Origin of the sequence: Amantichitinum ursilacus (assembly GCF_001294205.1) — a bacterium.
GTDB lineage: Bacteria > Pseudomonadota > Gammaproteobacteria > Burkholderiales > Chitinibacteraceae > Amantichitinum > Amantichitinum ursilacus.
Genome location: NZ_LAQT01000002.1, coordinates 244,290 through 255,936, shown reverse-complemented (window position 1 = coordinate 255,936; position 11,647 = coordinate 244,290). Strand labels below are relative to the sequence as shown.

Here is an 11,647-nt window from a genome sequence, read left to right as displayed (position 1 = left end):
ACTTCGGAATCGATAATCAAGGCGATTAAATGGGGCCATCCCGGCGCTTATTTCGCGCTGGCTTTTCCATCAATTACGCCGCCGAAATCGTTAATAAAGTGATAATCAATGGTGACTGGATCAGCCGGAATGGCCTTTAGCCCTTTCAAAGCAAATCGTTGCGTGGCAAATGGCTCGACCATGCCGCTGTCAATACTGGCGCTAACGCTATTTGCCGTGATTTCCGCACCGGACAAAGACACATAAAACGGCGACGGGTTATGCACTTGCAACATCACGGCATGCGGGTTGGTCGGCTCGGCGACAATCTTCCAGTTCAGCGTAGCGGGTGCGCTGGCGGCATCGCCCACCAGACCTTGCGGCCGGAAAAACAACTTGATGCGCGTGCGAAACGCCAATTGCAACGTATTGCCTTCGCTGTCCGCCTCTTTGCTTTTGGGCGGCACTTCCAGCACGTTAAGCCAGAACACCGATTCGCGATCGGTGGGCAACGGTTCCTGGGTATAGGCAATGCGCAAACTCTGCCCTTTGCCCGCATCCAGCCGCGCCACCGGCGGCGTCAGCGTAAACGGCACCCTGATCTCTTCCGGTCTTTGCTCAGCCACGCCATTGTCGATCCACGACTGCGCCAGCAAGGGGCGTTGCCCGCCGTTGGTGAGTCGCACCGTAATCTCGCGATCCGTTGCGTTGTACACCGCGCGCGTGCCCGCAATCACCACATCGGCCATGGCGGGTAAGCCTGCCGCCATGGCGGCCGCGCACAGCACCACTTTCAATAAAACCCGCATTGCAGCACTCCTGTTTCCTGCCCGGCTTGCGGGCAGGAATATTCAGTAACGACGCCTCAGCACATCAGTCGTAAGCCAGCGTATAAACCGCGCCCGTTGCGATCGTGCCTTCGGTATGCGCGCCGGTACTCTTGTAGCGCGTGGTGAAATGCAGATTGGCTTTTTTATTGCTGTCGATTTTTTTGGTGATGCGCGAAGCGGGATCGCCCACCGCCATTTTGGTAATGACGCCGCCGTCGTCGCTATAAAGCGCCACTTGCACGTTTTTGGCGGAGGTAGTAGTTAAAGTGGGGCGCAGGTTATTGGTGGCCAGATCCGCCAGATTGGGATTGGCGGCCATAAATGACGCATACACATTTACTTTGGCGCAATTGCTGATATTGATATCAAAGCCGCCCATATCGGCGGATTCGGCATTAGCCGCCAATTTGGAAACAGCCAATGTACTCATGGTGACCGTTGCATCGGGGCCGCCACTATTGGTGGTGACGGTGCAGGTTTCATTGGTCAGCATGCCATCGATATTGACGCGGCCACCGTCGGCAAATGCAGGCGCAGCAATACCCGCCAGCGCCAACAGGGTGGCGATAGTTGATTTTTTCATTTTCAGAATCCTGGAGAGAATAATTCAATAGGAAATGCCGACCAGATCAGATAACGCTGATTGATTGAGATCGGAATTGCATTATTCCCAGGGAACTAGCGTGCCGACATAGGACAATTCTCGGCAAAACGCGGTTTTAGCTATAAATCGCGAGAAAACGATAGGTCGTGCCAATAGCCCACAAAATAGACCGTTACTGGTAGGTAAACGTCATCACCAGCTTGCTGTTCATTTTGCCGCCCGCCACCACCGCTCCGGTCTGATAGACCCGCGCCTGCCACCCCAACGTCAGGCTGCCGAGCGTGGTTTTGCTGCCGCCGGTACCCATGGCGGTTTGCTTGCCCAGCGTAAACGGCAAGCGGCCAGCGCTGTCGAGCAGCTGGAACGCCAGACCCTGGGTGCCGCCGCCGCTGGCCGGTGCGAACGTGGCTTGCGCGGCGGAGATGACGGCCGTGCTCGGCGTCGCCGTCACCCACACCGTGGCGCCGTTGCATTGCGTCAGCGTGATCGAAAAGGGTTTGGGCGTGGACACGCTATGGATGCCGCGAAAGACCGTGCTGGCAAAGGTGCCGATATGAATACTCTGGTTGGCTGCCGCGCTATCAATGTTGCAGGTGGGCACCCGCACCGGCTCGGCCACCACATTGATCCGCAAAGTGGGACCGCGATGGGTGTGATAGACCTTGAGTACGCCGGGATTGGCATAAGACAGGCTCCATGCCTGGCGTACCAGCGAACCGCTTTTCACCTTGCCGGTGACCACCAGTCGGTAGCGCGCGTTGTGCCGCTGGCTATAGCGCCCGCTTTCCGGAATATCGATATCCGCAGTGGCGGGCGCGACGCCCCAGTGATCGGCCACATCAAAAATATTGCCGCCGGTGGCGATGAGTTGAAACCCGATGCCCGGTATACCCGTGTCCAGCGGAAACGTGCCGGACACGCTGCGGTCTTTCAGCACTGGAAAAAACTCGTTGCTAAAGCCGGCCCAGGTCAGTTCGCTGCCAGAGTTGGAGTTGCTGTCGCAGCTATAGCTATAACTGGCGCGGCGCTCGCCGATGATAGTGCCGACGGGGGTGTTGGCGGGCACTGTCACCACGCCAAAATCAATGTCCTGCATATTGGAAATGCTGCACGTGGGCACCGCACACCATGCCAGTTGAGGCAGCAACAACGCTGCGCCGCAGCCCAGCGCGCGTAGGTTGATGGCTGCAAGGCGGGCCATACGCAATCGAGAATGCGACACAGTGCTACTCCGGCAGACGGGAGCAGCGACCATACGGTGCCTCAGACACTTCCTGATATCGGACGATTCTCGGCGGCTTGCCCCGGCGCAGGCGCCAGGGTTAGCGCGCGCCCGCTGCCATGCCCAGCAGATCAGCGCTATGCGCCGCCAGATCGCGAATCAGGGTGATGTCCGCCGAGCTTAAGCTGGCGGCCTGGCGATCGGCGGCGGCGTTGCGCGCTTTCTGTTCCAGCGCCGCCGCCAGTTGCGCCAATGCCACCGCGCCCATCGTGCCCGCCATGCCTTTCAGCGCGTGCAGTGTGGCGGCGGCGGCCACCAGATCGCCCATCGCCACCTGACGTTCCAGCTCGGCTTGCATGCGCTGGCATTCAGCCGGGAACAGATTCAGCGCGGCGCGATACACCTCCACCTGGCCACCAAAACGCTGCACCAGCGACTCATACGGTTCGATCAAGGCGGCTTCAGCGGTTTGGGGCGCGGATGCCGCCGCTGCATCTGCAGCGGGCGCGCGGGTGAGCGCCAGCACTTTCTGCACCACTTCTTCCATGTCGATCGGCTTGCCGACATGACCGTTCATGCCCGCCTCCAGGCAAGCTTGTTGATCGGCCTCGGACACATTGGCCGTCATCGCCAGGATCGGGATATCTGCGCCGCGCGCGTCGGCGCGAATGCGGCGCGTGGCGGTCAGGCCGTCGATATCGGGCATCTGCACGTCCATGATGACCAGGTCGTACAACGCATGCCGCGTCAGCGCCATCTCGACGCCTTGCAAACCGCCTTCGGCCAGCTCGACCTCGGCGCCTTCATAGCGCAGCAGTTCGTACGCCACTTGCCGGTTAAGCGCGTTGTCTTCCACCACCAGAATATTCAGCCCGCCCAGGCGCTCGGGCTCCAGCACCGCAGCTTCGGGCGCGGCGGGTGCGGCCGATTGCGCCAGCGATTGTTCGATGGCGTCGATCAGCTGTTGCGGCGTCACCGGCTTGGATAAAAACGCAACGAAGGGCGCATCACCCCGGTGCGCCACGTCACCGAGCACCTCGCGGCCATAGGCAGTCACCATAATCACCACCGGCGGTTGGGCGCTGCCGTGTTGTATTGCGGTTGCGGCCTGCAAACCATCAAGGCCGGGCATCCGCCAGTCCATCAGCACCACGTCATAGGGGCGCTGTTGTTCGCGTGCGGCATCCACGCGCTGGATGGCGTCGCGGCCGCTGGCGGCGTAATCCGCTTGCCAGCCGATGGTTTCGACGGTGTTGACCAGAATCTCGCCGATGCTGGCCAGATCATCGACAATCAGCACGCGCAGATCGGGCACGCCGTGGGTCACCGCAATGGGCACGTCATCGGCAATCTCAAAGGCCAGATCAAACCAGAAGCGGCTGCCCTCGCCGCGCGTGCTGGTCACCTGCAATTGCCCACCCATCAAATCAACCAGTTTTTTACTGATGGCCAGGCCCAGCCCGGTGCCGCCATAACGGCGCGTGGTGGACGCCTCGGCCTGGGTAAAGCCATCAAAAATGCGCTGTAGATGATCGGGCTCGATGCCGATGCCGGTGTCGCGCACGCTAAAGCGCAAGTTGATGCGCTGCGCGCTGCGCGCCAGCGCTTCGATGCCGACCACCACATAGCCGTGGTCAGTAAATTTGAGCGCGTTGCCCGCCAGGTTGATCAGGATCTGCTGCAGCCGCAATTGATCGCCGCGCACCATTGCGGGCAGCGTGGGCGGCAACTGGTACATCACCTCTACGTTTTTGTTGCCATAGCTGCCCGACAGAATCACCGCCAGATCGCGCAGTAGTTCTTCCAGCTCAAAGGGATGTATGTCGAGCTGTAATTTGCCCGCATCGATCTTGGAGAAATCGAGAATATCGTTGAGCAGCCCCAGCAACGACGTCGCCGCCGTCTGCGCCTTGCTGGTGTAATCCAGTTGGCGCGTATCCAGTTCGGTCTGGCGCAGCAATTGCAGCATGCCCAGCACCGCGTTCATCGGCGTGCGGATTTCGTGGCTCATATTGGCCAGGAACTGGCTCTTGGCCACGCTGGCGGCTTCGGCCATCTCGCGCGCCTGGCGCAGGCCTGCTTCAAATTCGCGGCGACGGCTGATGTCTTGCGCAATGCCCAAGTAGCCCGTGGCTTCGCCTTGTTCGTCGCGGATGGCCGTCACCACAATCGATACCGGAATATGGCTGCCGTCGCGCCGCACGTAAGTCCATTCGTTTTCGGCGGCGTCGGTGCGCCCCGCCATTGCCATCAGCGTACGCACGCCCGGCAAAGGCACGCCCAGTTCCAGCTCGTATTTGTGCCGGCGCATTTCCACTTCTTCACGCACGTGCAGCAGCTCGGGCGTTACCTTGCCCACCAGCTCGTCGGCGCGATAGCCGAGCATGCGTTCGGCGCCTTCATTAAACACGGTGATGATGCCGTCCAGATCGGTGGCGATAATCGAGTATTCCGACGCCGCGCGCAGCACGCTGCCCAGCAGGTTATTCAGCCGGTCCACTTCCATATTGCTGAGCTTGCGGTCGGTGACATCCACCCGCAGCGCCACATAGCGTTCGATCACGCCATCGGCATCGGCATACGGCGCAATCACGGTATTAAACCAGCGCAAAGAGCCATCTTTGGCCACATTGCATATCTCGCCACGCCACGCCTGGCCGTGCGAAATGGTGTGCCACAACCCGGCCCAGAACCCTTGCGGATGCACGCCGGAGTTAAAAATACGGTGGTTCTGGCCGATCAGTTCTTCGCGCGTATAACCGCTGGCTTCGCATAGACGCTGGTTGACTTCAAGAATGCGGCCGTCGGGGTCGCTCACCGAATACAACAACTGCTCGTTAATGGTTTGCAACAGCACATTGCGCTCGCGCAAGGCCGTGGCCAGCTCCTCGGTACGTACGCTGACCTGCGCTTCCAGATTGCTGTTGAGCTGGCGGATCTGCTCTTGCGTGGCTTTTTGCTCGCTGATATCACGCACGGTTTTGGAAATGCCGATGATCTTGCCGTCGGCATCGCGCACCGGCGACAACGAGATGGACACATCCAGCATGCGGCCATCGCGATGGCGGCGCACGGTTTCGAACGCCGGGATGGCCTCACCCGCCACCACGCGGCGCTGGATCTGCAGTTCTTGTGCTTCTTGCTCGGCCAGTCGCTCGGGCAGATTGCAACCGATGGCCTCCGCAGCACGATAGCCAAACAAACGCTCCGCTCCCTGATTCCAGCTGGTGACCTTGCCATCAAGCCCCTTGCCGATAATTGCGTCGATCGAGCTTTCCACGATGGCGGCGCGGCGTGCTTGCTCGGAACGCAGCAGAGATTTGCGCTGACGGCTTTGCGTTAACGTCCAGATCAGCAGGCCTTTCAGCACCGAGAGCATCACGCCCACCAGGATGACCCAGACCGGCTGCAGCAAATTCAATCCGTCGGCAAATGCCGGGTAGACATGCAGGCTAAGCCGCCATTGCCGTCCATAAAATCCCTGTTGCAGATCGATCGAGTCCACCGCCGCCCCCGCATCGGGCGCAAGCGCCGTGCTGTAGAACGCCGTGGCCTGCGGCGATTGCGTAATGTCGGCCACGGTCAATTGCGCAGCATGCGGATCAAGGCCCAGATTGACCAACACCTCATCCATCGACAACGGCGCGTAAGACCAGCCAAACAACGCCGCTTCCCGGCCCGCCTGAGTCAACGGCATGGTGCCGTCACCGCGAAACACCGGCAGCAAAAACAGAAATGATTGATGCGGCTTGCCCGCTGCCTGCACCAGCGTAATCGGCCCGGTCAAGCGCGCCTCGCCGGTCTGCAATGCGGCCAGCGCCGCGTCCCGGCGATTGTCTTCTGACGCGATATCCAGCCCGATCGCCTGACGGTTGCGCCCCACCGGCTCGACGTACTGGATGACGTAGAGATCACCCGCGTGCGGAGCCATCTGCAGGATATTGAAATCGGGATCATCAGTGCGCGCGGTGGCGAGGAATACTTCCCGCTGATCGGCGGGCACGCGTCGCACAAAGCCAAAACCGCCCGCGCCGGGGAATTCGCGCTGCAGATCGCGCGTCTGGCTATAGCGATGGAAAATATCGCGCGTAATGCCGTTCTCGCCCGCCGTCACCACCGCGCCGCGTGCGCCGCGCAAGCCAAACTGATAGCGCAACAGCCGCTCCGCCATCGTGTCGCTGATCTGGCTCGCCACCTGCTGCATCGCCTGCGCCTGCGCGCGCAAGTTGTGCTGCTGCACCTGCCACGCCACAAACAAGGTCAACACCACGCCCGCGACAAAACCGACGACGGGCCAGAACAACGGTGCGGAGGGGCGTAGAGCCAGCTTCATATCAGGGGGCGAACTCGCAACAGGGACTTAGAACAGAGCGTAGTCTAAAGCGGGTTGCCATGTATCGATTGGTGGGCGTGGGGGCTGGCGGGCAGCCAGCCAAAGGCTTAACCCTCTGCAAAAGCCGCACGCAAACTTTCGGGTATGGCATGCATGCCGCTAAACGGCAGGTGGGGCAGCCAATGTTCAACAAGACTACGAACTGCCAACGATTGCATCTTGTCGCGCCGCGCTTTGCGCGGATCGCGGCCGGGCCGCGAGGCCAGCCAATGCTTGTGGATGGCAAAGGCGCGTGGGTCTATCGTATCCATGTATGCGAGTTCGCCTTTTTCGGAGATGATCATTTCGCGAAAGCGCGGCGACGACAAAAGCCATGTCAGCCCTTCAATTTTTGCGGCACGAAAATCATGATCTGATTTGATTATTTGCTGTTCTTCGGCCTCATCAAGTTCAAGCCACTGACGCTTGCGTTTAATTAGATCCACCATATAGCCGCTGGCGTTTCTGGCGGTATATCGCTGGTCTTCCATCAAGGCGAACGACTTGTCAGCCTTCTTCAAGATACCCAGCAAGCCGTCCTCGCCAATATCTTCGGCGTGCCAGACGCTTAGCCGTTTTCGACTATCCCACAGCAAGTCCACATCGGTGGTCGCCAATGTTGAGTCATCAAATCGCACACCTGCTTGCGCCTCATAGGCATACATCGCGTTGGTGCCGACGATGAGGATGTGGTCATCCAGACGCGCTTCGCGTATACGATTCAGCACATCGACCAGTATCTGGGGGGCGCGACCGATACCGAGCGCTTTATTAATCCGTTGCCTCTCATTCAATGCCTGCGTCAAGTCATTCACAGAGGCTTTTGCTTCCGCCTTGTTACGCTGGAAAGCTTCGTAGATTGCGAGCGTCTCTTCATTTTTCTTGCCGAGGCTAGTCTGCCCTCCCTTGGTGTCTCGTTTGATCAAATAGGTGTACGGTCCGACGTCACGCCACAGCATTGACCCCTTGTACGAATGGAGCGCGCGCTCCGCATCGAGCAAGGAATCGAAGGTCTGTTGTGAATCGATGATATGACGAAGGTGAGAATCCTTGACATTCTGAAAATATTTACTTTTCACTAAAAAAACCTCCTTCCAAAGTAATTTAGTGAAAACCAGTTTAATTTGTCAAACGCAAATAACTAAACAATCTTCGCGCTCTGCCTGTCCGGCATGCTTTTATTAGCGATTCGAAAAAAATGCCGAAGCGGCGACCAGGCGGCTTCGGCATTTGTCCGGTGAATACGATGTTCAGTGTCGTGCGCTCAACACACCCGCGCGCCCGGCATGCAGTGGCCCCATTGCACCACGGTCCAGCCGCCAAACATCAACCACCAGGTCAGATCCACCACGGCGCAGGCGATCGCCACCGACAGCCACGCCAGTACTCGTTGCCCGTTACCGGCGGCGTAACGCCGCACGATGCCCAGCGCCAGCACGCCGGTCCACAGATTGGCCCCTGCCAGCAGCGTAAAGCGCAGCGGTTGCACCCAGGTCAGGTTGACGCCTTCGGGGCGCAGCAGGCTAACCGTGGTGGCCGACAGGCCCAGGAACAAGCCACAGCCCGCCAGTGGCACCAGCGCCAGCGCCAGATGCTGAAAGCGTTTGTTATCCCATTTACCCAGCGCGCCGTTGCCGAGCGCCAGCAGCGCGGACAATACACAGCCCATCAGCGCGCCCACGCCCACAATCCAGGCCACCACCAGCGTGCCATCCAGAATGGTGAACACATCGTTGTGCAGCGGATAGTTGGTAAACACGTACCACGGCAGCGATTTTTCCAGCGGCCACATGATGTCGTGGTTGATCAACCACTCGGCACAGGCTTGTTTGAGGGTGACCATCCACGGGCTGACGGTCCACTGGAAGGCGCCGATGGCGATGCCGAGCATGCCAAACAACAGCAGCGCGGTTTGCCACATCGATTCTTTGGGCGGGCCCACGCGCACGATTTCGGCATTGGGCGAGCGCGGGCTTAGCGTGATGGCGTCGCGATGGCTGCTGCAGCGGCCGCACATATGGCATTCGGCGTTGCCTTGCATATTGCGGATCGGCACCATCGGCGCACAGACAATCGGGATCACTTTATGGCTGTGGTAGCTGTTTTTCCAGGCATCCACATCCACCCGGAAATGAATCGGCGCAAGCCGCGACAGCAGATTGAACACGCCGTTAACCGGGCACAGATATTTACACCAGGCGCGGCGGTCGCGCGCGTAGATCAGGCCAATGATCATGGCAGCGACGGTAGAGCCGCCCAGCACCACCAGCACCGCTTGCGGATATTGGTACACGCTGACCATCTGGCCGTAGATGGTGGTGCCGGCAAACGCCACAAATGGCCAGCCGGACCAGCGCAGCCAGTGCGGCATCGCGCGGTTAAGGCCAAAGCGGCTGGTAAATTCGCTGAGCGCGCCTTCCGGACACAGCACGCCACACCAGGCGCGGCCCAGCAACACCATGCTCAGCAATACAAACGGCCACCAGATGCCCCAGAACAGAAACTGCGCAAACACCGTCAGGTTATTGAGGATGCGCGCGTCCGAATCCGGCAACGGTAGCAGCGTGGGGATGATCAGCAAGCTGGCGTAAAACACCACCACCAGCCATTGCAGGCCGATCAGCGTGCCGCGATGCCGCGCCAGCCAGTCGCCGGCGCGGGCAAGAAAACGGGAAGACAGCAGCGTGACGCTCATGGGGTGTCCTTAGCGTGCAACGATGGTGCCCTTGGCAGTATTGGGGTGGAAATCATCAAACCACTTGTAGGTGCCCGGTTGCATGGGCGCGCAGATGACCGACGACGTCACGCCGGGCCCCAACACTTTTTCTTTGCGTAAATCGGTGCTTTCAAATTCCACCGGTTGCGTGCCGGCGTTGGTGACCACAATGCGGATTTTTTTGCCCGCAGGCACTGTCAGGTTTAACGGATTGGCTTTGCCGTCCTTGAACTCGATTTTGACTTCGTACGGGTCTTCCGCGTGGGCCAGCGGAGCCAGCGCCACCAGCAAACCAACGGCTACAGCGGACAATAATCGACGCATTGTTTGTTTCTTCCTGCTTTAAAACTACAAAGCCGGGATGTAGACACATCCCGGCGATACTGCACGGGATGACGGCTTAGTAGCCGCCCTTCTTGCCGGTGCCTGCGAAGGTAAATTCGTAGTCATTGGTGATCGGCGCCCACCATGCGCCCACGCCGGTTTCTTTGTCGACGTGACGACCAAAATGCGCCATCGGGTTTTGCGACGGCGGCAGGATGGTCAGATGCAGCTTGTATTTGCCCGGGCCGGCCAGTTTAACGTTGTCGCCATAATGCGGGCCGTCACTTGCCACCATGGCCATCATGTCGCCCGCGATTTTGGTGTTGCTGCCGACCTTGGTGATTTCGTACTTGACCAGCAACGCCGGCATCCATTCGCCTTCGGCAAAACCGTTCGGGTTGTTCTTCAGTGCGTGGATATCGGCTTCCAGATGGATGTCCGATTCTTCGGCTTTGCGCATCATGCCTTCCGGTTCCATCTTGATCGGCTGCAGATACACCGCGCCAATTTCCATGCCGCCCTTCAGCAGCGGTTTACCGATCGGGTATTCGGCCGCAAAAGACGGGGCCGACAGACATACAGCAGCGACAGCACTTGCCAGAATGAATTTACGCATTGCGCTTGGTCTCAGGTTGGTTAACGTTATGAATTTGATTGGAATAGTGTGCGGTTCAGGCTTTACGCTTGCCGATGGTGCGAGCCAGCGTCGAGATAATCAGCAGCGTGCCCACCCAGGCCAGCAACTGGATGCCCGCCGGGCGCGCGGTGTAGCCCACCACGGCATGCAGCATCTTGCCGGTGACGCTGTCGTCGGTGAGCAACCACGAGGTATCCCACAACGCATCCCCCAAGGGCGGCACCCAGTCGGCGGCAATCAGAAAGCCGACGCACTGGCTGGCCATACCGGCGGCCAGCAACAGCACCAAGGCATTGGTTACGGCAAACAGCTTGCGGGTGTTGATCTGCAGCAAGCCAAAGTAAAGCGCCGCGCCTACGCCGATGCCGCCCGCCAGGCCAATCAGCGCGCCGATGGTCATCTGCATGCCCTGGCCCTGCTGGCCGGCGGCAATGCCATATAAAAACAGGACGGTTTCTGATCCTTCGCGCAATAGCGCGATGCCCACCACCAGCGCCAGACCCGTCATGGAGGTAGACCCCGCCGTCACCGCTTTACCCAGCGAGCCCAGCGATTGCGCCATCTCGCGGCCGTGGCGGCTCATCCAGATACAATGCCAGGCCAGCATCAGCACAGCCACAAACATGATGCCGGCGTTAAAGACTTCCTGGCCCATGCCCGAGGCCCAGTTGGAGATGACCTCGGCAAACACGGCCACCAGGCCCGCGCCGATGGTGCCGCCAAGCACGCCCAGCCCCACCCATAAGCCACGGCGTGGCACGGTGCGCGTGGCGGCCATGACAATCGAAACCACCAGCGCGGCTTCGAGAATCTCGCGAAACACAATCAACATCGTTGAAAACATGAGCAAGTCCGACAGAAATCCAAGGGCGTATTTTGCACCTGTTATGCGGCAACAGGAATCATTCTCGATTGTCTTGAGGCCGACTTAGCCGATACTTAGCGTACAGAGCGCCCTGCCAG

9 protein-coding genes are annotated in these 11,647 nt (G+C 59.6%); all 9 read right to left on the bottom strand.

Annotated features, from left to right (window positions below; translation table 11 throughout):
• Positions 1-47: 47 nt before the first annotated feature.
• Entirely contained in the window at positions 48-788 is a 741-nt protein-coding gene (locus tag WG78_RS03505; protein WP_053936397.1) for a fimbria/pilus periplasmic chaperone, read from the bottom strand.
• Between the two features lie 64 nt (positions 789-852).
• The gene (locus tag WG78_RS03500) at positions 853-1,392 is read right to left on the bottom strand and encodes a fimbrial protein (RefSeq protein WP_053936396.1); all 540 of its coding nucleotides are present in this window, start codon (positions 1,390-1,392) and stop codon (positions 853-855) included.
• A gap of 193 nt (positions 1,393-1,585) precedes the next feature.
• Positions 1,586-2,614 (bottom strand): fimbrial protein, encoded by a 1,029-nt coding sequence (locus tag WG78_RS03495; protein ID WP_053936395.1) that lies wholly within the window; start codon positions 2,612-2,614, stop codon positions 1,586-1,588.
• A gap of 121 nt (positions 2,615-2,735) precedes the next feature.
• A complete protein-coding gene (locus WG78_RS03490; protein WP_053936394.1) occupies positions 2,736-6,968 on the bottom strand; it encodes a CHASE domain-containing hybrid sensor histidine kinase/response regulator in 4,233 nt (1,410 codons plus the stop codon).
• A 107-nt stretch (positions 6,969-7,075) separates the two neighbouring features.
• On the bottom strand, positions 7,076-8,086 hold the full coding sequence (locus WG78_RS03485; RefSeq protein WP_053936393.1) for a GSU2403 family nucleotidyltransferase fold protein: 1,011 nt from the start codon (positions 8,084-8,086) through the stop codon (positions 7,076-7,078).
• A 185-nt stretch (positions 8,087-8,271) separates the two neighbouring features.
• A complete protein-coding gene (locus WG78_RS03480) occupies positions 8,272-9,702 on the bottom strand; it encodes a 4Fe-4S binding protein (RefSeq protein ID WP_053936392.1) in 1,431 nt (476 codons plus the stop codon).
• Between the two features lie 9 nt (positions 9,703-9,711).
• Positions 9,712-10,047: a cupredoxin domain-containing protein gene (locus WG78_RS03475; protein ID WP_053936391.1), complete on the bottom strand. Its 336-nt coding sequence runs from the start codon at positions 10,045-10,047 to the stop codon at positions 9,712-9,714.
• 76 nt (positions 10,048-10,123) lie between these two features.
• Complete coding sequence (locus WG78_RS03470; protein WP_053936390.1) at positions 10,124-10,663, bottom strand: iron transporter; 540 nt, start codon at positions 10,661-10,663, stop codon at positions 10,124-10,126.
• A 55-nt stretch (positions 10,664-10,718) separates the two neighbouring features.
• Entirely contained in the window at positions 10,719-11,528 is an 810-nt protein-coding gene (locus WG78_RS03465; protein WP_053936389.1) for an FTR1 family iron permease, read from the bottom strand.
• Between the last annotated feature and the right edge of the window lie 119 nt (positions 11,529-11,647).

Excerpts from the sequence above, each read along its gene's own strand:
- WG78_RS03490 (WP_053936394.1), bottom strand. The coding sequence starts at position 6,968 with ATGAAGCTGGCTCTACGCCCCTCCGCACCGTTGTTCTGGCCCGTCGTC.
- WG78_RS03500 (WP_053936396.1), bottom strand. The coding sequence starts at position 1,392 with ATGAAAAAATCAACTATCGCCACCCTGTTGGCGCTGGCGGGTATTGCT.
- WG78_RS03505 (WP_053936397.1), bottom strand. The coding sequence starts at position 788 with ATGCGGGTTTTATTGAAAGTGGTGCTGTGCGCGGCCGCCATGGCGGCA.
- WG78_RS03480 (WP_053936392.1), bottom strand. The coding sequence starts at position 9,702 with ATGAGCGTCACGCTGCTGTCTTCCCGTTTTCTTGCCCGCGCCGGCGAC.
- WG78_RS03470 (WP_053936390.1), bottom strand. The coding sequence starts at position 10,663 with ATGCGTAAATTCATTCTGGCAAGTGCTGTCGCTGCTGTATGTCTGTCG.
- WG78_RS03495 (WP_053936395.1), bottom strand. The coding sequence starts at position 2,614 with ATGGCCCGCCTTGCAGCCATCAACCTACGCGCGCTGGGCTGCGGCGCA.
- WG78_RS03465 (WP_053936389.1), bottom strand. The coding sequence starts at position 11,528 with ATGTTTTCAACGATGTTGATTGTGTTTCGCGAGATTCTCGAAGCCGCG.
- WG78_RS03475 (WP_053936391.1), bottom strand. The coding sequence starts at position 10,047 with ATGCGTCGATTATTGTCCGCTGTAGCCGTTGGTTTGCTGGTGGCGCTG.